Origin of the sequence: Halanaerobium polyolivorans (assembly GCF_020711195.1) — a bacterium.
In the GTDB taxonomy this organism is placed as follows: Bacteria; Bacillota; Halanaerobiia; order Halanaerobiales; family Halanaerobiaceae; genus Halanaerobium; species Halanaerobium polyolivorans.
Map to the genome: position 1 here is coordinate 56,458 of NZ_JAJFAT010000008.1, position 23,662 is coordinate 80,119.

General features: G+C 34.6%; 29 protein-coding genes. 1 reads left to right on the plus strand and 28 read right to left on the minus strand.

Going from position 1 to position 23,662, the window contains the following annotated elements; translation table 11 throughout:
• Positions 1-15: 15 nt before the first annotated feature.
• The 9 genes from LJ207_RS06830 to cdaA form a co-directional block, all read right to left on the minus strand.
• Positions 16-162 (minus strand): hypothetical protein, encoded by a 147-nt coding sequence (locus tag LJ207_RS06830; protein WP_229345470.1) that lies wholly within the window; start codon positions 160-162, stop codon positions 16-18.
• Between the two features lie 103 nt (positions 163-265).
• Positions 266-2,515, minus strand: a complete 2,250-nt coding sequence (locus LJ207_RS06835; RefSeq protein ID WP_229345472.1) for an IGHMBP2 family helicase — start codon at positions 2,513-2,515, stop codon at positions 266-268.
• Between the two features lie 15 nt (positions 2,516-2,530).
• Positions 2,531-3,073 carry a dCTP deaminase gene (gene dcd, locus LJ207_RS06840; RefSeq protein WP_229345474.1) on the minus strand — a complete coding sequence of 181 codons (543 nt, stop codon included), beginning with the start codon at positions 3,071-3,073 and terminating at the stop codon, positions 2,531-2,533.
• 24 nt (positions 3,074-3,097) lie between these two features.
• Positions 3,098-4,687: an NAD(P)H-hydrate dehydratase gene (locus LJ207_RS06845; RefSeq protein WP_229345476.1), complete on the minus strand. Its 1,590-nt coding sequence runs from the start codon at positions 4,685-4,687 to the stop codon at positions 3,098-3,100.
• Between the two features lie 2 nt (positions 4,688-4,689).
• On the minus strand, positions 4,690-5,067 hold the full coding sequence (acpS, locus tag LJ207_RS06850) for a holo-ACP synthase (RefSeq protein ID WP_229345477.1): 378 nt from the start codon (positions 5,065-5,067) through the stop codon (positions 4,690-4,692).
• A 157-nt stretch (positions 5,068-5,224) separates the two neighbouring features.
• Positions 5,225-7,054 carry a glutamine--fructose-6-phosphate transaminase (isomerizing) gene (gene glmS / locus LJ207_RS06855; protein WP_229345479.1) on the minus strand — a complete coding sequence of 610 codons (1,830 nt, stop codon included), beginning with the start codon at positions 7,052-7,054 and terminating at the stop codon, positions 5,225-5,227.
• 388 nt (positions 7,055-7,442) lie between these two features.
• Positions 7,443-8,795, minus strand: a complete 1,353-nt coding sequence (glmM, locus tag LJ207_RS06860) for a phosphoglucosamine mutase (RefSeq protein WP_229345480.1) — start codon at positions 8,793-8,795, stop codon at positions 7,443-7,445.
• A gap of 38 nt (positions 8,796-8,833) precedes the next feature.
• Positions 8,834-9,226, minus strand: coding sequence for a YbbR-like domain-containing protein (locus tag LJ207_RS06865; protein ID WP_229345482.1), 393 nt, complete (start codon positions 9,224-9,226; stop codon positions 8,834-8,836).
• Positions 9,227-10,012 (minus strand): diadenylate cyclase CdaA, encoded by a 786-nt coding sequence (gene cdaA, locus LJ207_RS06870; RefSeq protein WP_439649680.1) that lies wholly within the window; start codon positions 10,010-10,012, stop codon positions 9,227-9,229. It abuts the gene before it with no gap.
• Positions 10,013-10,150: 138 nt separating this feature from the next.
• Between cdaA and LJ207_RS06875 the strand changes: the two genes are divergently transcribed.
• On the plus strand, positions 10,151-10,873 hold the full coding sequence (locus LJ207_RS06875; protein ID WP_229345485.1) for a hypothetical protein: 723 nt from the start codon (positions 10,151-10,153) through the stop codon (positions 10,871-10,873).
• Between the two features lie 103 nt (positions 10,874-10,976).
• Here the strand turns inward: LJ207_RS06875 and amrS are convergent, their stop codons facing one another.
• The 19 genes from amrS to secY all read right to left on the minus strand — a co-directional run bounded on the left by amrS (position 10,977) and on the right by secY (position 23,662).
• Complete coding sequence (amrS, locus tag LJ207_RS06880; RefSeq protein WP_229345487.1) at positions 10,977-11,969, minus strand: AmmeMemoRadiSam system radical SAM enzyme; 993 nt, start codon at positions 11,967-11,969, stop codon at positions 10,977-10,979.
• On the minus strand, positions 11,962-12,489 hold the full coding sequence (amrA, locus tag LJ207_RS06885) for an AmmeMemoRadiSam system protein A (RefSeq protein WP_229345489.1): 528 nt from the start codon (positions 12,487-12,489) through the stop codon (positions 11,962-11,964). Before amrA ends, amrS begins: the two co-directional genes overlap by 8 nt.
• Positions 12,490-12,515: 26 nt before the next feature.
• Entirely contained in the window at positions 12,516-13,334 is an 819-nt protein-coding gene (gene amrB, locus LJ207_RS06890) for an AmmeMemoRadiSam system protein B (protein WP_229345491.1), read from the minus strand.
• A gap of 87 nt (positions 13,335-13,421) precedes the next feature.
• A complete protein-coding gene (rpsI, locus tag LJ207_RS06895; protein WP_229345493.1) occupies positions 13,422-13,817 on the minus strand; it encodes a 30S ribosomal protein S9 in 396 nt (131 codons plus the stop codon).
• Positions 13,818-13,851: 34 nt separating this feature from the next.
• On the minus strand, positions 13,852-14,280 hold the full coding sequence (gene rplM, locus LJ207_RS06900; RefSeq protein ID WP_229345495.1) for a 50S ribosomal protein L13: 429 nt from the start codon (positions 14,278-14,280) through the stop codon (positions 13,852-13,854).
• Positions 14,281-14,419: 139 nt separating this feature from the next.
• Positions 14,420-15,166 (minus strand): tRNA pseudouridine(38-40) synthase TruA, encoded by a 747-nt coding sequence (gene truA, locus LJ207_RS06905; RefSeq protein WP_229345497.1) that lies wholly within the window; start codon positions 15,164-15,166, stop codon positions 14,420-14,422.
• A 9-nt stretch (positions 15,167-15,175) separates the two neighbouring features.
• Complete coding sequence (locus LJ207_RS06910) at positions 15,176-15,967, minus strand: energy-coupling factor transporter transmembrane component T family protein (RefSeq protein ID WP_229345499.1); 792 nt, start codon at positions 15,965-15,967, stop codon at positions 15,176-15,178.
• Position 15,968: 1 nt separating this feature from the next.
• On the minus strand, positions 15,969-16,817 hold the full coding sequence (locus LJ207_RS06915) for an energy-coupling factor transporter ATPase (protein ID WP_229345501.1): 849 nt from the start codon (positions 16,815-16,817) through the stop codon (positions 15,969-15,971).
• On the minus strand, positions 16,811-17,632 hold the full coding sequence (locus tag LJ207_RS06920; protein WP_229345503.1) for an energy-coupling factor transporter ATPase: 822 nt from the start codon (positions 17,630-17,632) through the stop codon (positions 16,811-16,813). Before LJ207_RS06920 ends, LJ207_RS06915 begins: the two co-directional genes overlap by 7 nt.
• 20 nt (positions 17,633-17,652) lie before the next feature.
• Complete coding sequence (rplQ, locus tag LJ207_RS06925; protein WP_229345505.1) at positions 17,653-17,994, minus strand: 50S ribosomal protein L17; 342 nt, start codon at positions 17,992-17,994, stop codon at positions 17,653-17,655.
• Between the two features lie 13 nt (positions 17,995-18,007).
• Complete coding sequence (locus LJ207_RS06930; protein ID WP_229345506.1) at positions 18,008-18,952, minus strand: DNA-directed RNA polymerase subunit alpha; 945 nt, start codon at positions 18,950-18,952, stop codon at positions 18,008-18,010.
• A gap of 52 nt (positions 18,953-19,004) precedes the next feature.
• Positions 19,005-19,631 carry a 30S ribosomal protein S4 gene (rpsD, locus tag LJ207_RS06935; protein WP_229345514.1) on the minus strand — a complete coding sequence of 209 codons (627 nt, stop codon included), beginning with the start codon at positions 19,629-19,631 and terminating at the stop codon, positions 19,005-19,007.
• Between the two features lie 27 nt (positions 19,632-19,658).
• Positions 19,659-20,057: a 30S ribosomal protein S11 gene (gene rpsK, locus LJ207_RS06940; protein ID WP_229345516.1), complete on the minus strand. Its 399-nt coding sequence runs from the start codon at positions 20,055-20,057 to the stop codon at positions 19,659-19,661.
• Positions 20,058-20,080: 23 nt separating this feature from the next.
• Complete coding sequence (rpsM, locus tag LJ207_RS06945) at positions 20,081-20,467, minus strand: 30S ribosomal protein S13 (protein WP_229345517.1); 387 nt, start codon at positions 20,465-20,467, stop codon at positions 20,081-20,083.
• Between the two features lie 18 nt (positions 20,468-20,485).
• Positions 20,486-20,599 carry a 50S ribosomal protein L36 gene (gene rpmJ / locus LJ207_RS06950; protein ID WP_229345519.1) on the minus strand — a complete coding sequence of 38 codons (114 nt, stop codon included), beginning with the start codon at positions 20,597-20,599 and terminating at the stop codon, positions 20,486-20,488.
• A gap of 23 nt (positions 20,600-20,622) precedes the next feature.
• Positions 20,623-20,847: a translation initiation factor IF-1 gene (gene infA, locus LJ207_RS06955; protein WP_229345521.1), complete on the minus strand. Its 225-nt coding sequence runs from the start codon at positions 20,845-20,847 to the stop codon at positions 20,623-20,625.
• Positions 20,848-20,978: 131 nt separating this feature from the next.
• Positions 20,979-21,728 (minus strand): type I methionyl aminopeptidase, encoded by a 750-nt coding sequence (gene map, locus LJ207_RS06960; protein WP_229345523.1) that lies wholly within the window; start codon positions 21,726-21,728, stop codon positions 20,979-20,981.
• Positions 21,728-22,378, minus strand: a complete 651-nt coding sequence (locus LJ207_RS06965) for an adenylate kinase (protein WP_229345525.1) — start codon at positions 22,376-22,378, stop codon at positions 21,728-21,730. Before LJ207_RS06965 ends, map begins: the two co-directional genes overlap by 1 nt.
• Before the next feature lie 15 nt (positions 22,379-22,393).
• The gene (gene secY, locus LJ207_RS06970) at positions 22,394-23,662 is read right to left on the minus strand and encodes a preprotein translocase subunit SecY (RefSeq protein ID WP_229345527.1); all 1,269 of its coding nucleotides are present in this window, start codon (positions 23,660-23,662) and stop codon (positions 22,394-22,396) included.

Genomic DNA, 23,662 nt, shown 5'->3' on the forward strand with positions numbered 1-23,662 from the left:
AACGAAAAGATGAGACTATTTAGCCCCATCTTCAAGTAGAGAAACCTTTTTAATAAAATCTTCATTTACTTCTGCCATCTTTTTGTAACCATTAATCATTGCTTTGATTATTTTTTCTTTTTCTGTTTTACTAAGGTTTTTTTCCCGATGCAGCCTCTCCACTGTTTACCCCACCTCATTGTAAAAAAGATTGAGAAAAGCCTTAAATTAATTCTGTTTTAATTATACATTAGTTTTTAAAAGCTGTCAATAAAAAAACCGTCTTTTAAAGCCTGTAATATAAACCAACCCTTTTGATATAGGTCAATAAATTTTTGTAGCTTTGGTGTTCACAAATAGTGCTGCTGTCACCGATAAATATTACTTTTCTTTTGGCCCTTGTTAAAGCCACATTTAGCCTTCTTAAGTCTCTTAAAAAACCAATATTGGCTTCATCATTACTTCTTACAGCAGAAAAGACGATCATCTCTTTTTCTCTACCTTGAAATGCATCTACTGTATCGATTTCTATTTCTGCTAAATTATTATGCTGATTTAAAAGATCAACCTGATCTTTATAAGGTGTAATTACAGCAATATGATGTTCATCCATAGAAAGCATAACTGCTCTATCAAGTATATCCAAAACTATTTCTGCTTCAACCGGGTTATCATAAGAACTTGAAGCTTTCAGTGATCTTTCCGCAGCCTCCATATCTATGGTGTCTAAAAAGACCATTGGAAATTCTGCTTTTAGAGCTTTTTCGGTGAAACATTTTTCTGATTGAGGATTAATTCCTAAATCACTTAAATCGGCATCTGCAACAGAAGGGTCAGCTCTTAAACTATCATTATAAAAGTTGAGACTTGAAAACCCCATAATCTTTCTATTCATTCTGTACTGAATAATCAAGCTTGAAAGTGCATCATCTCCATGCAGCTCAGAGAGTTTTTCAAACAAGGATTTTGCAAGGCCTTCACCAGCAGCTTTTTGATTGATAACCGTTGGGGGAAGTTGTTTATGATCTCCCAGTAAAATGCTTTTATCTGCCTTAAAATATGGGATCAAAGCAGCAGGCTGAGTTGCCTGGGTTGCTTCATCTATCACACTTAAATCAAAATGAAAATCCTCCAGTATTTCCGAACCGGCAGTTATATTTGTCGAACAGATCACATCAGCCTTATTTAAAACAGCTTCAACTGCTTGTTTTTCTAATCTCTCGATCTGCTTAAAATATTTATCTATTTTTGACTGCAGTTCAAGCCAGCTTGCCATTTCATCAATTACCCTGGGGCTAATTCCCCGCACATGATGTTCTATATCTCTTTCTGCATATTCTTTGATTTCCTGGTCTGAAAGACCTCGCCTGTATTTTCCACCTGGATAAATATAGGAATCCTGTTTGTTAATCAAATCAGAGACTTCATCTCTCAATTTTTCAGCTTCCATATAAGAATGATGTTTTAAAACCCTATCATCAAGGGTATGTTTTCTCAATTTTTTGTTAACTCTAATCGGATGACCAACCCGTATAACATTAAGCTCTTTTTCAACTAACAATTCCAATAAGTTATCTACAGCGGTATTGGATTGGGCTGCTGCCAGAACCTCAGCTCCATTTTTGACGGCTTCACAGATAAGTTCAACCGCAGTAACTGTTTTGCCCGTACCTGGTGGTCCCTGAATTAAATAAAAGTCTTCTGCTGCTAGAGAATGTTCTACAGCTTTTATCTGGCTTTGATTAAGAAAGTTGGATTGGAATTTTGATTTGGCTGCATTTTTAAAGCCTTTTTTTGCTAAAAGAATATCTCGCTTTCTTTCTTCAACTTTATTTTGAGGTTTTTTTACTTTTTCTAAGGCAGAAAACATTCTATCAAAGCTGGTTTCATTGACAAACAAATCTAATCTTACCCCTTTACTATAAATAAATTCCGGGGGGTGTTTTTCAAAAGCGACTGTGATAGAATAACTTGTTTTTTCAGCTACTGTTCCGGTTGGATTATTGGGATGTAATGGTTTATCTAAACTTATCATTACCAGATCACCTGTTGTTATCTCTGTTTCAGGTAATTTTTTTCCGGAATATTTTGAGCTGAATTTTACCAGAGGTTTATGCCCAAAAGCCGTGCCGGCATCTTTGCCCCGTAAATCAAGCATAGCTCTACCCTTAGCCTGTCTTTCACTAGGGCTTAAATACTTAATTTCTAATTTGTGTCTATCTATTTCTTCTTCTCTTTCTAATTGCAGCAATTGCGAAAATTTATTATAATAATCCATAATTTCTTTATCTACTAAATCATCAGGATTTTTGGCCTTGATATTAACCTTTACTCCACCAATTTGGTTGCCATCCATGGTTTCAATAATCTTTGCTGCAGAAGCAAGTTCAACTTCTACCTCTGCTTTTTTGGAATTTTTATCTATTCTAATTTTACCAATGTTATTGCTGTCAGTACCAACTTCATTTATAAAAGCTCCTACAATATCACCTGGTCCAATACTTTTATCTATCTCCGAAATAACTAAAGTAACCATCATAATACCTCCAACTTAACTGTTTTTGTTCTCTATATCTTCAAAAACTTTTGTGCCCACAGTATTTTTCTGTCCCTGATATTTACCTCGATATGGGTTTTGAGCGGAATTATCCATCTGTGCAAAAACCAACTGACAGATTCTTCTTTCTGCTTCTAATTTGATAGGTAAACGATTTGCATTAAATAATTCAAGGGTAATTTGACCTTCAAAACCTGGATCGACCCAGCCGGCATTTTGAATAAAAAGACCCATTCTACCGATAGAACTTCTTCCCTCAACAAAGGCTGTTACATTGTCAGGTAGTTTGATATATTCTTTGGTAGTAGCCAATAAAAAAGAGTGGGGAGGAATAATAATTTCTGTTCCTATTACTTCCTCATAACTAACCTGTTCAGTTAAAGTCATCAAGGGTAGACTGTTTTCATTCACTTTTAAAAAATCGTTACCCAGCCTCATATCTACAGAGGCAGGTTGAATTTGTATATTATCTACCGGATCTATAATTAAAGTTTTTTCTTTAAGCATCTTTTTAATTGTCTTATCTGATAAAATCATCTTCTCTCTCCTTGTATTTTATTTTTAAGTTAAAGTCTTCCATACCTCTGTTAAATATTCGATTAAATCTCCTGATTTAAGTCCAAAATCACTTTTAGCTAAAGAAGCCTTTTCACCGGCTCTGCCATGTACATAAACTGCTAAAGCTGCTGCTTCAAATGGAGCCATTCCCTGCCCAATCAGGGCTGAAACAATACCAGTTAAGACATCACCACTACCAGCTGTGGCCATTCCATTTGTACCAGTATTATTAAGATAAATCCTTCCATCTGCTGCCGCTATTACTGTTAAAGCTCCTTTAAGTATTAAATTAAGCTGATATTTAACTGCAAACTCCTGGGCTATCTCAATCTTATTCTGATTTATTTGAGCTGGAGAAAGATCTATTAATCTTGCCATCTCACCGGGATGAGGGGTCAATAATATCTCTCCCTGATATTTTTTTAAAAGTTCTAAATCAGAAATCGAATTAAGAGCATCAGCATCCATAACCAGAGGTACTGCTAAATTTTCTAATATTTCTTTTATCACCTTTTTACTAGCTTTATTTAAACCTAATCCTGGGCCAACTGCTAAAACATCTAGCTTTTGAGCGAAGTCAAGAATGCTTTCAACCGCCTTTTCAGAAATAATTCCATTTTTAGAAGGCAGACTTTTAGTTAAAACTTCTCTTAACTCAAAAGCAGCTCTTTCTATTTCTTCAGCTAAAAGCAGATAAACAAGACCTGAACCACTCCTTAAAGCAGCATCAGCACTGAGCAGTGGAGCACCATCCATACCACGTGATCCTGCCAAAAATGCAGCTCTGCCAAATGTTCCCTTATGGCCATCTCTTTTTCTCTGCGGTAGAAATTTTTTGGCCTTGTTCTGGGTCATCAACTGCACACCTTCAGAATTTTTTGCCAGTACAGACTCTTTGATACCAATATCAATAATCTTAACTTTACCGGCATAATCAGCACCGGGAAAAAGCAGTAAACCCCTTTTATAGGCAGCCATTACTGCAGTATGATCAGCTTTAATCGCCCTACCTAGAACTGAACCGTTTAAACCATTAATACCTGAAGGGATATCAACAGCTAAGACCACTGCCTTTTTTTGTTTTAAATCATTGATCAAAGCAATAATTTCTCCTGCATTTCCCCTAACCTCACCTTTGATTCCCGTACCTAATAATGCATCAATTATGAGCTCGGCTTTTTTTAGTTTTGCTTCCAGCTCTTTTTTAGTTAAATTATCATAGCTGCTGCATTTTATTTTGTTATATAAAGCTAATTCATAATTTTTTTGGTTGATATCTCTAAGCTCAGATTCGCTTGAACTTAAGATGATCTCCGGTTTATAACCCCAGTTTGCTAAAAATCTGGCTGCAGCCAAACCATCACCACCATTATTACCTTTACCAACAAAGATTAAAATATTGATATCTTCTTTATCCAGTTCTGCTGAATTTTTATAATAATTAGCCTGATAGAAAAAGTTATGCTTAATAATTTTATCGGCCAATTCTGCTGTTCCCCTGGCTGCTGCTTCCATCAGTAAAATTTCTGGAAAGCCAGCATCTATAGTTTCTTGATCTGATTTAGCCATTGATTTTGGTCTTAGGACATACATTTTTAAGCTCCTTCCAGAATAATTTGAGCAATACTAAAATCTTTTTCATGTGAGATAGTTAAAAATATTTTTTCAACATTCATCTCTGCTGCCTGTTCAGCAGTTTTATTATATAATTTAACTTCTGGTTTACCTAAATCATTATTTAAAATTTCTATATCCTGCCAGCTGTTATTACGCATTCCAGTTCCTAAGGCCTTTAAAAGCGCTTCCTTAGCAGCAAAACGCGCTGCATAAGAGGCAGCATAGTTGGTCTGTTTACTGCAGTATTCGATTTCAGAAGCTAAATAAATCTTCTGCAAAAATCTCTCTCCATATTTCTTAATCAGCCTCTCAATACGCTGTTTTTTTACAATATCAATTCCTGTTCCAATTATCATCAACTAAACCTTCTTTCTTGACTGAACTACAATTGTTTAAGCAAATTAATAATACTTACTCTTTATAATTATATTAAAATTAAGCTATAAATGCAAAAACCGGGCCAGAGAAAACTGACCCGGTGAGCTTTTATTAAGTCAATATTTTCACTTTTGCTTACTCAACAGTAACACTTTTGGCAAGATTTCTGGGCTGATCTATATCTTTACCACAGACCAAAGCAGTATAATAAGCCAATAACTGCAGAGGTATTATAGCCAATAAACCAGCAAAATATTGATTTAATTGAGGTAATTCAAATACATGATCTACACTTTCTTTTTCATAATTTTGACCTTCCATTGTGATCAAAAATGTATCTGCACCCCTAGCTTTAACCTCTTTTAAATTACTGAAGAGTTTATTGAAAATATCTGTTCTACTGCCTAATGCAACAACAGGAACCCCTTCCTCAACCAGGGCCAGAGTACCATGTTTTAGTTCACCTGCTGGATATGCTTCAGCGTGAATATATGAAATCTCCTTTAACTTTAAGGCTCCCTCCAGTGCTAAAGTATAATCTGTATTTCTACCTATAAAAAAGATATGTTTTTGTTCAGCATATGAGCGAGCAATTTCTTTGATTTTCTCTTCACTTTGCTTGATCATCTGTCTGCTCAGCTCAGGTAATCTAATCAAGTCATTGGTGTATTTTTTTACTGTCTCAGCATCAATATCAGCTCTCTGCCTCATACCATCTACAGCAAGCATGTAAAAAGCTGCAACCATATTAGTATAAGCTTTGGTTGATGCCACGGCGATTTCTAGACCAGCATTTAAATAAAGCACCATATCCGACTCCCTGGCAATACTGCTGTCTCTGCCGTTTACTAGGGCTAAGACATCTGCCCCTTTAGATTTGGCCAAGCGCAAGGCTGCTAGTGTATCTGCAGTTTCTCCCGACTGACTGACAACTATCATCAATGTCTTATCATTGACTAAAGGGTTACGATAACGATATTCACTGGCAACTTCTACTTCTACCGGCAGTTTCAGCATATCTTCAAGTAGATATTTAGCTAAATAACCAGAGTGATAGGCAGTTCCACAGGCCACAACATGAATTTTATCATAATCACTAAGCCAATCTGATTTTAAACCACTTTCACTTAAATCCAATTTACCAGCCTGCAGACGATCCTGCAGCAGCCATTTTAAAGATTCTGGCTGTTCATTGATTTCTTTTAACATAAAATGTTCATAGCCCTGTTTTTCGGCCATTTCTGAACTCCAATTGATCTTAGTACTATTTTTGTCAGCAATTAAACTGCCACTAAAAGAGTAGATTTCTACTTTATCCTGTCTAATATCAGCCATCTCTTCATTTTCCAGAATATAAAAATCGTCTGTATAATCAAGATAAGCAGGAATATCAGAAGCTAAAAAGTTTTCGTTTTTCCCCAGGCCTACGATCAATGGACTATCTTTACGGACTGCAATTATTCTATCCTTTTCAGCTTTAGACATCACAGCCATGGCAAATGAACCTTCAAGTTGAGTAATTGCCTTGTTTACAGCAGCTCTTAAATCACCATCATAATACTTAGCAATCAGATGGGCTGCTACTTCTGTATCTGTTTCAGATGTGAATTCTTTTCCTTCAGCAAGCAGAGCTTCTTTTAAAGCACTAAAGTTTTCAATGATCCCATTATGGACAACAACGATTTCATCTACAGAATCTGTATGAGGATGGGAGTTTCTATCAGAAGGCTTACCATGAGTTGCCCATCTGGTATGACCTATCCCGGTCACTCCATTAAAAATCTCATTTTCTGCAGCTGTATTGAGTTTATTTAATTTCCCCTGTTTTTTAACAAGCTTTATCCCTTCTTCTTCCTGAACAGCTATTCCAGCTGAATCATAACCTCGGTATTCCAACTTTTTTAAACCAGAAAGAAGTATTGGAGCAGCTTCTTTATCTCCTATATAACCAACAATTCCACACATATATATTGACCTCCATTTATTTTGCGCTTTTTTACAATATTAAAGATTTCTTAGAATATTAAAGATTTCTATTTAGTTTTTAAAGTATCAGCTTTTTATTATCTTCTTTGTCTCAGCAGTTACCCACCAATTTTAAAAGATAATATTAAGGTAGAAAGGCTGCTACCTGAGAGCATCCGCCGAAAACTCGATAACTCTCTCCCTCGTCAACCTGATTTAATCTCTTGAGATCAGGTTCTGGCGCTTTTAACTACAGCTAAATATTCTCACCTCCTTTAAATAAGATAATTTTTAGTAAATAAATCACGACTAGACAATAACAACAATTTCCAAATATAATAATAAGCTAAAATTAGAGAAAAAGCAAATTCTAGCTCAGATTATTATTTTAATTTAACTCTTCAGAGATAATATCACTTAGTATTTTTTCCCATTTTCTCAATAATGCTTCATCTTTACCTTCCAGCATTACTCTAATCAGGGGCTCAGTTCCAGATGCTCTAACAAAAACCCGGCCGTTTCCAGCTATTTTTGCTTGGGCCTCCTCGATTTTCTGCTGAATAACTTGATTTTGCTGCCACTTTTCCTTGGCTTTTACCTCTATATTGGCCAAAATTTGGGGCCAGTAATTCATAATTGATTTTAGTTCACTCAAACTTTTGTTTTCTTTAAGCATAATTTCTGCTATTTTGATAGCTGTTAAAATCCCATCACCTGTAGTATTATAGTCGGCAAATATAATATGACCAGATTTTTCTCCACCAAGCTGATAATTATTTTTTAGCATTTCTGCCAAAACATAGCGGTCTCCATTTTTAACAATTTTTACTTTGCCCTCTAATTCTCTAAGGCTTTCTTTTAAAGCTAAATTACTATATCTAGTTGTAACTATGGTATTTTTATTTAAATTCTTCTCAGAAATCATATGATGAGCAGCTATTGCCATTATATTATCTCCCTCAACAATCTCACCTTTCTCATCAACTAAAATAACTCGATCTGCATCTCCATCATGGGCTATACCCAGATCAGCAGCTTGAGCAAGAACTTCATCTGCAATTAGTTCTGGTTTTGTTGAACCACAGTTAACATTGATAACCTCTCCATCAGGATGGTTATTGATTACAATTACCTCTGCACCTAAAGCTTTAAAAACCTCTGGAGAAGCTTTATATGCCGCCCCATTAGCACAATCTATAACCACTTTTAGAGAAGAAAAATCCTCTTCAGAAAGATCGATCAAAAAATCAATATATTTATCAATCCACTCATATTTTTCTTCAATTAAACCAATTTTATTATCGATTGGATAAGGTAATTGCTGAGAATAGTCATTAAAATATAATTTTTCTATTGCCAACTCATCTTCATCTGATAATTTAATTCCATTTTCATCAAAAAATTTAATTCCATTATCAGCTGTAGGATTATGGGAAGCAGATATCATTATCCCTCCATCTACATCCATCTCTCGACTTAAATAACAAACTCCTGGAGTTGGGATGATCCCCAATCTATAAACATCTATTCCAACCGAGGTTAAACCTGCCATTAAAGCAGCCTCTAACATATCACCTGATAATCTAGTATCCTTACCAATAATGATGGTTGGTTTTTCCCCTTTACTATCTTTGGTGAGATAATAACCACCTATTCTGGCAATTTCATAGGCCAGATCACCCTTTAATTCATGATTTGCAACTCCTCTTAATCCATCAGTGCCAAATAACTTCTTTTTCAAACTTTTCACCCCAATATTAATAATATATTTAAATTAACTTAATCATCATTTGCTTCTCTAATCTTAACAATAATATAGCCCGGATCGGTTCCCATCAGCCTTGTTCCTGATGGTAGATCAACCTCAATAATCTTTAAATTATCTCCGGGATCAACATCAGTCAAATCTACATAAGCTCTAACATCTTCTTTGTCGATAGTTGTAAAATATGATATATAATCAACCCTGACTACCGCTCGACTGGTCGATAAAGATTCTACTTCATATTCTGAAGCAAGATTTCTTGTTTCAATATTGACTAAAAATGAAGCAGCCTGTTCTTCTCCCAAATTAAAAATATTACTTGTTTGATCACTTGCATAAGTCCACAACAAAACTGCAATGAAAAAAGCTAAGATTAATTTTTTGTGGTTTTCACTTAGAGAAAACATTTAGATATGCCTCCTCATGAAAGATTTTTCTTTTGATTTCTCAAAACTGGCAGCTAAATTTTCTCTTAGCTCACCCTCATCTAAATTACGGCTCAACTTCCCATCTTCTGCCATAGAAATAACACCACTTTCTTCTGAAACCACTAGAGCAATGGAATCTGATTCTTCGGTAATTCCAATCGCTGCTCTGTGTCTGGTTCCCAAGCGAGGATTTATATCAGAACGGGTAGAGAGATTAAGAAAACAGCTGGCAGCCTGAATCCTCCCATTTTCAATGATTAATGCTCCATCATGCAGGGGAGAAGCATGTTGGAAAATACTGATTATTAACTGCTTACTGATCTTAGAATTAAGCTCAATCCCGGTCTCTATGTAATTTTTTAAGCCTACCCGACGTGAAATTACAATTAAAGCACCTGTTTTATCTTTGGCCAGATCTGTAACTGCAGATATGATATCATTGATCTCTTTTGGGCCCCAGTTCTGCCAGAATTGTTCTTTTAAAAACCCACCTCTACCGATTTGTTCTAATGCCCTTCTCAATTCAGGCTGAAAAACTATCGGCAGGGCTACAAGAATAATTGTTAAAAAACTATCTAAAAACCAGTTAACCGTATTTAGTTCTAAAAGTTGAGATAACAAGGCAACAGCAAAAATCAAAATCAAACCTTTGATTAGCTGAACTGCCCTTGTTCCAGATATAATATTTAATAAATAATATATGATAAATGCAATAATAAATATATCTAATAAACTTGTTAAAACTCTCCAGGTCAATTTTATCACCTCTAAATTAAATATTCGTCAAAAAGGGGCTATTAACCTGCTTGATAAGCAAGATTTATTTTTTTATCACAGGAATTATCCTTATTTTTAAAGGATATTTATTTTTGAAATAGAAATTAAACTATGAGGTGATCTATTTTGCTCAATAACTTCTTTAAAGATAAAAGGATTAATTATAAAGACTTTTTGCTCATTCTCAGCAGCTGGTACTTTATTCTTTTTAGTAATTACTTTTTAAAAGAAAGAGAATTTGCAGCTCTTTTATATATTGGTGAGTTTTTTAGCTTTATCTTAACTACCTTAGGTTATATGTTATTTTTGTTTTTAGCCTATTTATATTTCCAAATACTCTATGATTTTTCTTTAAAAGATTTAGGTTTTAAATTCAATTTCAAAAAACTAAATTTAAAAGCTCTTTTAGCAGGCTTAATACTGCTCACAGTTGGAGTAATATTGATCAATATCAATGCTGCTCAAATTACTACTCAAAACTTTAAGCCTCTCTACATAATCAATGACCTTAGACTAATTATTAGAGCATTACCTGTTTTAGCAGCTGTGTTTTTGGCTGCATTTTTTCAGGCTGCTGCTCTGCAGTTTTTATTTAATAAAATTGTTTTTTCGCTATTTGATCTCTATCTTCCCAGCATTATAGCATCATTATTTACGGGCCTGTTTGCCCCGATATTAGTACTGCAGTTTGAGCCTGGATTTATACTAATAGTTTTTATCTCTGTAATTATCAGCAATTATTTTTACCAAGAAAGTGATTATAACCTTCTGGGAGCGGTAGTATTTTATGCTTCATTTTTAACTCTTTATATCAGCTTTATCTATGGTTTTAACTTTTTGATTTTTTAATTCATAAAAGCCGACCAGTTTTTGGCCGGCTTATCAGTTCAAAAATTTATTTTAACCCTAAATTTAACCCTATACTTAACTCAAATATTATTAAGCCAATCTTTTACTCGAATTCTCCATATATTTTGCTGCCACAATTTTTACAAAAACCAGCTTCATAATTTTTAATTACCCCATAACCACTCCGTTTAATAACTTTATCTCCACAATTAGAACAAAAACTATCCCTGCTATTTTCTAGATTTACATTTCCTAAATAAACATTATTTAGATCTTTTTTGGCCAGCTGATATGCTTTTTCCATTAAATTTAAATCAGTTGCTGGATTATCCAGTTTATAAGCTGGATAATATCTGCTTAAATGAAGCGGAATATCCTGATCAATCTCAGCTAGAAAGTTAAAGATCTTCTGCAGTTCATCTAAATCATCATTTAAATCGCTTATAACAAGGGTTGTCACTTCAAGGTGTATCTTATCAGCTAAATACCTGATGGTCTTTTTAACAGTATCTAAACCTCCCTGGCAGTGCTTTTTATAAAAGTGGTCCTGAAAAGATTTTAAATCGATATTGGCAGCAGCCAAATATGGAGTTAATTCTTTTAAAGGCTCCTCTTCAATAAAGCCATTACTAACCAAAATATTTTTGATTCCCTTTTTTGAGGCTAATTTTGCTGTATCCAGCATAAACTCATAAAAGACTGTAGGTTCTGAATAAGTATAAGCAATCAAATCAAGCTCTTTTTTTTGAGCGGTATTAATAATAGCTTGAGGACTATAATCTTTCAGCGGAGGTTTTTGTTGGCTTATCTGCCAGTTCTGACAATAACTACAGCTCATATTACAGCCATAACTTCCAATTGAAAGCACCTTTTTAGCAGGATGAAAATGATAAAGGGGTTTTTTTTCAATTGGATCTACCCCTAAGGCAGAAACCTTCCCATAATTTAAACTTTTAAGTTCACCCTTAATATTTTTTCTGACCTTACAGATCCCTGTTTTATCTTCCTTAATTATACAGTGGTGGGGACAGAGTTCACATTTAAGCTGCTTATCCTGGTCAACACTATAATATTTAGCTTCCTGATATTCAGTCATTTTCTTTAAACCTTTTAACCTTAAAGCGGAAAATGTCTATTTGTGAATCTGCCTTCAGACCAGCCTTTTTCTTGGCAATGCTGAGCTGTTTATCCACCGTATCTATACCTTCTAGATCAGGAAGCAGCAGACCTGTTTGATGACCTCCCTTGACCAAAATACCATATTTTTTTGGATCTAGTTCTGATTTATCATTTACTCTTTCAGCTTCAGTTAAAATATCAACCGAGATTGTTAATTCGTCTAATTCTGACTTATGCACTTCAGGAAAACGGGGATCACTTTCAGCAGCAGTCATAGCATTATTAATAATTTCCTGGGCTGCATTATCCTGAACGGCCTGAAAGGTGCCCATACAACCTCTTAAATTACCATTTTTCTTTAGGGTTACAAAAACCCCAGCCGGCTTTTTTAGGATTTCAGGTAGCTCATCATAATTAACTTCTACCTCATTACCATTTACTATATATTCTTTGACTGCTTTTCTGGCCAAATCAGTAATATATTTTTCAGTATCCATGCTTAAACACCTCTCATAAATAAATTTTATTCTAGATAAACAGACGCATAACCAACCCCAAAGGGTCCTTCATAAGAGTTGAGTTGAAGTTCTACTTCCTGGTCAGCTACACTACCAAGCATTACTGCAATAGGTCTTAAACCACACTCACCAGCTTTGTCAATCAACTGAGAATCCATATTTAAAATAGATTTGAAATCCTTTTTCTTTAAGAGCTCGATCAACTTTTCATCAAATAAATGGGCTTCAGGATCATAACCAGCAGGTGCACCTTTTTTTAAACGGTGCGAAAGATCTCCACTTGCAATCACAGCAATATTATAGTCAAGTTCAGATGCAGTTTGTGAAATTTTTTTGCCGATCTCATAAAGTTCTTGATAGGAAATAAAGCCAATTGAAAGTGTCACTATAGGTAGATCGACACCTGCATTTTTAAGGTAATTTAGTGGTACCAATACTCCATGATCTAATTCTTCCTTAATACCATAATTGAGCAGATCTTTTGCTTTTAAGCCCTGTAAAGATAAGTTTTCTCTCTGACAATTTTCAATCAATTTTTGGGCAAATTGTGGATCAGACTTTTGATTAAATTTAAGCTGTGGATGGGAAAAATCACTGAAACTACCGCTTAATTCTTCTTTTACAATAACTGATGCTGTCGAGCGAAAAGCAGGTCCATGTGGAGTTATTAGCAGCATTAGATCAAGATCATCAAATTTTGCAATACTCTGAGCTGTTTTTTCCATACCCTTTACCGTTTTTTCAGCCTTTTTTAACTCTCTTCCCCCAATTTCCTCAACCACTATTGGGGGATGAGGTAATAAAGCAGCACATTTTACTGTCATTTTTCCACCTCCAAATAATTACATAATATACATTTTTTTAAAAGACAAAAACAGAGAGATAGATATCTCCCTGCTGCATAAAAAACTTTATCTTTTTGAGAATTGTGGTTTCTTTCTTGCTTTTTTGCGACCATATTTTTTTCTTTCTACCATACGAGAATCTCTGGTTAAATAACCGGCCTTTTTTAAAGGACCACGATAATCTTGGTCTACTTCCAGTAAAGCTCTTGCAATTCCATGCCGAACCGCACCAGCCTGACCTGAAAGTCCACCTCCATTAACATTTACATAAATATCAAAAGTGTTATCTGTGTTTGTCAATTCTAAAGGTGACATTATATCTTTAATTAGAGATTTTCTATTAAAATAGTCGCTGATTTCAACATCATTAACTAAAAAATTTCCATCTCCAGGCAGCAGGCGAACTCTAGCAGTAGAAGTCTTTCTCCGTCCTGTACCTCTATATTGTACTTCAGAAGCCATCTATAAAATCCTCCTTCCTGTTTTTAAACTTAGATTATAGCTCTAATTTTTCGGGTTTTTGGGCCTGATGTGGATGACTATCTCCACTATATACTTTTAATTTTTTAATCATTTTTCTGCCCAGTTTATTACCTGGTAGCATACCTTTGACAGCTTTTTCGATAATAAATTCTGGGTCTTTTTCTAGTAATTCTTTATAGGTCATTTCTTTAATTCCACCAATATAATTAGAATGGCGGTAATATTTTTTCTGATCCCATTTATTTCCTGTTAATTTTATTTTTTCAGCATTAACTACAATTACAAAATCTCCCATATCTACATGAGGTGTAAAGGTTGGCTTATGTTTGCCGCGTAAATACTGAGCAATTTTTGAGGAAATTCTACCTAATGTTTTATCTTCAGCATCAACTACATACCAGTTGCGCTCAACTTCTTCGTTTTTAGCCATATATGTTGACATACTATACCTCCTTAGTAAAAAATATTCTCTAATTACATGAATATATTCTCAACGGGGCTGTGTTGGACAGAATAATTCATAGTAATTTTAATACAATCTTCTTCTTTTGTCAAGTTAAAACAAAATTATTGTTTTTAATTTAGTCATAAAAAACCTCTAATAATGTCAAACCTTTAGCTGGAGCTGTAAAACCAGCTTTACTTCTCTGACAACCAGCCAAAATTTCTTTTAAATCAGCCGGATTCCTTTTCCCTTTAGCAAGTTCAATTAAAGTTCCAACTAATATTCTAACCATATTATATAAAAATCCATTTCCAGAAATATCTATCTGGATTTCTCCATTTGGCTTTACATTAATAGCCAAAGAATAAATTTCTCTTATAGTTGAATCAACTGAAGATCCAGCTGAACAAAAAGCAGCAAAATCATGAGTGCCTAAAAATACTTCTGCTCCTTTTCGCATTAAATCAACATCTAATCTCTGATGAACTTTATAAACAAAATTACGGACAAAAACTGAATTAAAATTACTGTTTAATATTCTATAGCGATATTTTTTGCCCCGTGCATCATAACGAGCATGAAAATCTATAGCCACTTTTTCTGCTTTATAGCAAATTATATCATCTGGTAGATGAGTATTAATAGCAATAGGGATTTTATAAGTTGGTATTTCAATATCCAAAAAGAAATTAGCCGTCTGACCAGCCGCATGAACCCCGGCATCAGTTCTTCCTGAACCTATTACTGCAACTTTACTTTTATTTACTTTGCTTAAAGCATTTTCAAGTTTTTCTTGAATAGTTGCTTTGGTATTTTTTTGTTTCTGCCAGCCACTGTAATTGCTGCCATCATATTCTAAAGTTATTTTATAATTATTAGCCACCAAAATCACCTAAAAGAAATATACTGTCACTGCTAAGACTAAAACTATTGATAATGCGATAAAATCATAATATCTGTATTCTAACTGATGCAGCCTTGTTCTACCTTCCCCACCTCTATAACATCTTGATTCCATTGCTAGAGCCAGATCATCTGCTCTTCTAAAGGCACTAATAAACAAAGGCACCAATAAAGGAATTAAACTTTTTGCCCTGTTAATTATATTGCCTGATTCAAAATCGGCACCTCTAGCCTGCTGAGCTTTCATGATTTTTTCTGCTTCTTCCAGCAGGGTAGGAATAAAACGCAAAGCGATGGTCATCATCATCGAAAGTTCAGCTGCAGGAACCCCAAATCTTTTTAAAGGACTTAAAACATATTCTATACCATCTGTCAGCTGGAGGGGTGAGGTTGTTAAAGTTAATAGTGAGGTAAATAAAATTAAAATAAAAATTCTACTTACCATAAAAAAACCGGTATAAACCCCTTCTGATTCGATTGAAAGAAACCTCCAGGACCATAATACGGTCCCACCTTTTGTTAAAAAAACATGGATTAAAAGGGTTAAAAGTATTAAAAATAAAATTGGTTTTAAACCTTTAATTACCTTCACAAAAGGTATTTTAGATAATAAGATAACTATTAAAATAAAGATTGAAAATATGCCAAAACCATTAAAAGTATTGATGGTAAAAAGTGCGATTATTAATATTGTGGTGAGAATAATCTTCATTCTTGCATCAAGGGAATGAATAATAGATTCTCTAGCTATATATTGTCCAATCGTTATATCTTTTAACATTTTAATGGCTCCTTAAAGCTTTAATTATCTCATCTGAAGCTTTAGATATAGAAAATATTTCTGTTTCTAAATTTAAGCCTTTTTCTTTTAACCTGTGCAGTATTTCTGTTATCTGAGGCAGATCAAGTGCTAATTTATGCAGCTTTTTTTCATTAGCAAAAACTTCTTTGGGACTACCATCCAAAACAATTTTTCCCTGGTGCATAACTATAACTCTACTGGCAAGCTCTGCAATCTCTTCCATCCTGTGAGATATTAAAATAATAGTCATATCTAATTTTTCATATAAATATTTTAATAAATCTGCCAGCCTTTTTCTTCCCTGAGGATCCAGACCTGCACTTGGTTCATCAAGTACTAAAACTTCTGGTTTTAAAGCTAATACACCTGCAATAGCAACTCTTCTCTGCTGGCCACCACTTAAATTAAAGGGAGATCTATCTTTGAATTCAGAGTAACCTAACCCTACTAATTCCATAACCTCTTTTACCCTGTTTTCAATTTCAGCTTCATCTAAACCAAGGTTTTTGGGCCCGAATGCAATATCTTTATATACGCTTTCTTCAAAGAGTTGATGTTCAGGATATTGAAAAACCAGGCCAACATGGCGGCGGGTTTCTTTTAAATTTCTTTTTTCACTGCTTATATTTTTAGAATTAACTTTTACAGTTCCACTTGAAGGAATTATTAAACCATTAAAAAGCTGGACCAGGGTCGATTTACCAGAACCTGTATGGCCAACTATCCCAATAAATTCTCCTTTATCAATATCTAAGTTGATATCTTTAAGAGCAGTAACATTATTTTCATCATTATAAATATGAGTTACATTATCCACTTCAATTAGCATATTGAATTCACCAACTCATCTATAGTCAGAATATCGTCTACAGCAATATCGTTTTTTCTTAAATATTCTGCTACTTCTACAGCAACAGGAATATCTAAGTTTACCTCTTTTAATTTGTCGACAAGTCTGAAGATAGATCTTGGTTTTCCCTGTTGAATAATCTCACCCTGATTCATAACAATAACTTTATCAGCAGCAACTGCTTCTTCCATAAAGTGGGTGATATGCACAATAGTAATACCTTTTTCTTTGTTTAGATATTCTATGGTTTCCATAACCTCTTTTCTGCCCTGCGGGTCAAGCATTGCAGTCGGTTCATCTAAAACTATACAATCAGGCTCCATAGCAATAACTCCGGCAATAGCAACCCTCTGTTTTTGCCCACCTGAAAGTTTATGAGGAGCAAATTTTTGAAAACCAGCCATCCCAACCATTTCCAGAGAATTATCAACCCTCTGCCGGATTTGATCACTGGGTATGCCAAGGTTTTCCGGGCCAAATGCTACATCATCTTCAACTATAGAAGCTACTAATTGATTATCCGGGTTTTGAAAAACCATTCCTACTTTCTGCCTAACTTTCCAGGTATTATCAGGGTTTTTAGTGTTTAAGCCATCAACAATAATATCCCCATTTGTGGGTACTAAAAGCACATTTAATAATTTGGCAAGGGTAGACTTACCTGAACCATTTCCACCAATTATAACAGCAAAATCACCGGCTTCTATCTGCAGGTTAATATTCTGCAGGGCCGGTCTCTCACTGCTGTCAGTTTGATAACTAAAATCTACCCCATCAATTTTTATCAGGCTCATAATAACACCTACATTTCGAATTAGTCAACCAGTTCAATTATTGCCTTTTTAGCTGCATCTCCTCTGCGGGGATACATCTTTAAAATTCTGGTATATCCACCAGGTCTATCAGAATACTTAGGTCCAATTTCATCAAATAGTTTTGTTACAACTTCTTTGTCTTTTATTTTATCCATTACCTTCCGCCTTGAACTTAAATCATTCTTTTTGGCAGTGGTAATAATCTTCTCAGCATAAGATCTCAATTCCTTGGCTTTAGGCAGAGTTGTTTCTATCCGCCCATGACGGAATAATGAGGTTGCCATGTTTTGAAACATAGCTTTACGATGTGAAGATGTTTTTTGAAGTTTACGCTTAGCCATCTAAACTCCCTCCTTATATTTCATTATCTTTTAGTTCTAATTCAAGTTCATCAAGCTTGTCTTTGATTTCCTGTAAAGACTTCTTACCTAAATTACGAACTTTCATTAGATCATCTTCTGTTTTATCAACAAGTTCTTCAACTGTGTTAATCCCTGCTCTTTTCAAGCAATTTGAAGAACGGACTGATAATTCTAATTCTTCTATAGTAGTGTCAAGAATTTTATCTTTTTCTTCTTCTTCAACTTCAACCATGATTTCAACATCTTCGATTTCATCTGTTAAATTAATAAATAATTCTAGATGCTCTACCATGATTTTAGCTGCAAGACTAATAGCATCATCAGGATGAATACTACCATTTGTTTTTACTTCTAAAATTAATCTATCATAGTCAGTAACCTGGCCTACTCTAGTATTTTCGATATTAAAATTAGCTCTTTCAATCGGACTAAATGAAGAGTCAATAGGGATTAAACCTATAATCTTATCAAAATGAGCCTTATTTTCTTCTGCAGTATGATAACCTCTACCTTTTTCAACAGTTGCTTCCAAAAGTAATCTGCCATCTTCAGCCAGAGTTGCAATATGATGATCTGTATTTATTACCTCTACATCACCTGAGCTAATAAAATCACCAGCTGTTACTTCACCTTCACCCTCTGCTTCGATCCTGATAGTTGACTGTTCTTCACCAGAAAATTTAACAACTACTTCTTTGAGATTTAAGATTAAATCTGTCATATCCTCTACAACCCCAGAAATAGCTGAAAATTCATGTTTTACCCCTTCTACCTTAACTGATGTTAAAGCAGAGCCCGGTAAAGAAGACAATAAAATTCTGCGCAGAGAATTTCCTAGGGTAGTACCATAGCCTCTTTCTAAAGGAGAAATTTCATAACGTCCGTAATTCTCATCACTTTCAAGTCTTTCCACACGTGGTTTTTCAATTTCTATCATATTATCAGTTTACCCTCCTTATATGGACAATTTTATGACTGAGGGTATTCATTTACCGTGAATAATACTCGACAATCAGGTGCTCTTCGACCGGATAATCGATATCTTCCCTCTCTGGTAATGCTACAACTGTTCCTTCTGCTTTTTCTAAATCAGAACTTATCCATTCCTGAGTTGCAAAATCTGAGTTATATTCAAAAACCTCTTTAAAGCGCTTAGATTTACGGCTTGAATCTTTAACACTTACAACATCATCTACATCAACCTGATATGAAGGAATATCTACTTTGCGACCATTTACTTTGATATGGCCGTGTAATACAAACTGTCTTGCTTCATTTCTTGAACTAGCAAAACCCATTCTGTACACAACATTATCAAGTCTTCTTTCTAAAAGTGTTAAGAAGTTTTCACCTGTTACACCAGGAGTGTTTTCAGCGGCTTTAAAGTAATTACTGAATTGTTTCTCCATAATTCCATAAATCCTTCTTACTTTTTGTTTTTCTCTTAATTGCAAACCATATTCTGATACTTTTTGCCGACCCTGACCATGTTCACCAGGAACATAAGGTCTGCGGTCAAAAGAACATTTTTCACTATAACAACGGGCGCCTTTAAGGTATAATTTTTCACCTTCACGCCTGCATAATTTACAAACTGATCCTGTATATCTTGCCATTTTTACACCTCAACTTTCCTTTTATAATTATATACGTCTTCTTTTTGGTGGTCTACATCCATTGTGGGGAATAGGAGTTATATCTTTGATTAAGGTTACATTTAAACCTGCTGCCTGAAGGGTTCTAATTGCAGATTCTCTACCTGAACCAGGCCCTTTAACAAAGATCTCTATTTCTTTAAGTCCCATATCTTTAGCTTCTTCAGCTACATTTTCTGCTGCAAGCTGAGCTGCAAAAGGAGTGCTTTTTCTTGATCCTTTATAACCAACTTTACCAGCACTTGACCAGGCAACTACTTTACCTTCAGTATCGGTAATAGAAATTATTGTATTATTAAAAGTAGATTTGATATGAGCCTGACCTTTTTCTATATTACGCTTAACTTTTTTTCTTCTTCGTGTTTTTTTCTTTTTAGATTTAGCCATATTAAATAAATTCCCTCCTTACTTTACTCCGGCTTTTTTGCTGCTCTTGTTTTGATACCAACAGTCTTCTTAGGTCCTTTACGGGTCCGAGCATTTGTTTTAGTTCTCTGACCACGTACAGGTAAACCTCTACGATGACGAAGACCTCTATAACAACCTATATCTTTTAACCGCTTAATATCAGCTCTTTTTTCTCTTCTCAGTTCACCTTCAACAATATAATTATTGTCAATTTCTTTTCTTAATGAAGAAATTTCGGCTTCTGTTAAATCTTTGACTCTTGTATCTGGATTAATGCCAGTATTATCAAGTATATTCTGAGAAGTTGTTCTTCCAATACCATAAATATATGTCAATCCAATCTCTACCCGCTTATTTCTAGGTAGATCAACACCTTCTATTCTAGCCATTATTTCACCTCCGTATTTTTATCCCTGTCTCTGTTTATGCTTTGGATTATCACAAATGACCATTACTTTACCTTTGCGTCTGATTACTTTGCATTTATCACAGATCGGCTTAACTGATGGTCTCACTTTCATTCACAATCACCCCTTGCGGTAATTTATTTCGCTTTATGTCGATAAGTAATCCGGCCCCGAGTCAAGTCATAGGGAGAAAGTTCAACAGTAACCTTGTCACCAGGTAAGATTCTTATAAAATTCATTCTCATTTTGCCTGAAACATGTGCCAGAACTTTATGTCCATTTTCCAATTCCACTCTAAACATTGCATTTGGTAGGGGTTCAACAACCGTACCTTGGACTTCAATAGGATCTTCTTTTCCCATAAACTATTTAGCCTCCTCTTATTAAATAATACTTGAATTTGACAACTTTGATTTATATATTTTCAATTTGATATTTCTTTGGACACGCACAGCACATTATACCATATATTCATTGATTTCTGCAATAAAAGTTATTGCAGACTTAAAATTTCAAAGCCATTTTCAGTAATAACTATTGTGTGTTCAAAATGAGCAGATAAGCTTCTGTCTTTTGTAACAACCGTCCAGTCATCATCAAGAGTTTCAACCTCATAACTACCCACATTAACCATCGGTTCAATTGCAAGAGTCATCCCTTCTTTTAATTTTGGCCCTTTACCTGGAGGACCAAAATTAGGAACCTGAGGATCTTCGTGCATATCTCTACCAATACCATGGCCTACATAATCACGAACTACTGAAAATCCATTACTTTCAACATATTTTTGAACTGCATGTGAAATATCAAATAATCTGTTGCCAATAACCGCTTTTTCTATACCTTTATGAAGAGATTTTTCTGTAACATCTAATAGTTTTCTGGCAGTTTCAGAAACTTCACCAACTGCATAGGTTCTGGCAGCATCTCCATTAAAACCTTCATAAAAGCTTCCAATATCAATACTAACTATATCACCATCTTTTAGAAGACGATTATTGCTGGGAATTCCATGTACTACTTCTTCATTAATTGAGATACAAACCGAGGCAGGAAAACCCTGATAGCCCTTAAATGAAGGCAAAGCACCTCTACTGCGTATATATTCATCTGCTAATTTATCTATCTCTGCAGTAGAAATTCCAGCTTTAATTTTATCTGCCAGATAAGCATGAGTATTTGCAACAATTTTATTTGCTTTACGCATTATATCAATCTCGCGCTTTGATTTCAAGATAATCATTATTTATTCGCCTCAATTACCTTAAGCAATTTGTTTTGTACATTTTCTATTCCACCTGTGCTCTGAACTTCTTCTAAAATTCCCTGATCCCTATAATATTCTGCAAGTTTCAAAGTTTTTTCTTTATTAACCTCTATTCTGTTTTTAACAGTTTCTTCCTCATCATCACTTCGCTGAATAACATCTCCACCACACTCATCACAGATATTATCTTTTTTAGGTGGCATGTTTTCTATATGATAGGTTGCCCCACAATCAACACAAACTCTTCTGCCTGATAATCTTTTAATTAAAACCTCTTTATCAGCAGTTAAATAAATTGCGATATCAAGCTCCCTATTTTGTTCAGCTAAAATAGTATCAAGAGCTTCAGCCTGTTTTATTGTCCTTGGAAAACCATCTAGAATCAGGCCTTCTTCACAATCTGGCTCAGATAGCCTCTCTTTTACTATTCCAATTGTAATCTCATCTGGTACTAGTTCACCAGCATCTATAAATGACTTGGCTTTTTTACCAAGTACTGTTTCATTTTTAATTGCTTTTCTAAAAATATCACCTGTAGCAATATGAGGAATACCAAGTGTTTTTTCTAATCTTTTTGCTTGAGTTCCTTTACCAACACCTGGCAGTCCAAGTAAAACAATATCCATTCTTTATCCTCCTTTTTATTCCATAAAACCTTCATAATGTCTCATCAGGAGTTGAGATTCAATTTGCTGCATTGTCTGTAAAGCAACACCTGTCATAATTAGTAGTGATGTACCACCAAAACTAATTGCTACTCCGGTTAATGGTCTCATGGCAAACGGAAGTAATGCAACTACGGTTAAGAAGATTGCTCCTGCTAATGTAACCCGCATTAAGACTTTATCAAGATACCTTACAGTAGAACGACCAGGTCTAATACCAGGAATAAATCCACCATATTTTTTCATGTTATCTGCAACTTCTTCTGGATTAAAAGTAATAGCAGTATAAAAATAGGTGAAAAATAAGATCATTAGACCATATAAGACTAAATAGAGTGTAGAGCCAGGACTAAGCATATTTGAAATTGAAGCTGCCCAGTCATAAGGTAGTACCTGAGCAATTATACCCGGGAAAAGCAATACTGATGAAGCAAAGATGACCGGAATAACACCAGCTTGGTTTACCTTCATAGGTATGTGTGTGCTTCTACCACCATAAACTTTACGGCCTACAATTCTTTTAGAATACTGAACTGGAACCCTTCTCTCACCCTGCTGAACAAATACAATACCAGCAACTATAATTACTGCTAATACAGCAAAAAGTAATAAGTTAAAAACCGAAATTGTTCCAGCCTGAAACAGTTCATAGGTATTATACATATCAGCCGGGAAACGGGAAATAATAGATGTGAATATGATAATAGAAATACCATTACCTATTCCCTTATCTGTAATCTGTTCTCCCAACCACATTAAAAACGCAGTACCTGCTGTTAAACTAGTTATAATCAAAACTATATCAAATAAACTTGGATCTGGAACTGCTCCAAATCGTTGAATATAAAGAGTAATACCAAATGCCTGAATGACAGCTAATACAATAGTTCCATATCTTGTGTATTGGGCAATCTTTTTTCTTCCTTCATTACCCTGTCTTGATAACTCTTCTAATTTAGGAATTACCACAGTCAATAACTGCAGAATAATCGATGCGGTAATATAAGGTGTAATACTCATCGCAAAAATTGTAAAGTTACTTAGAGCACCACCGGCAAAAAGATCTAGAAAATCAAGAGCTCCACCGAATTGGCCTGCAAAAAGTTGCTCTTGAAGTAATGCAACATCTACACCTGGAACAGGTATATGTGCTCCCAGACGATAAACAGCCATCATAGCAAGCACAAATAAAACTTTATTTCTTAGTTCTTCAATTTTAAATACATTACTGAGAGCTTTTAGCAA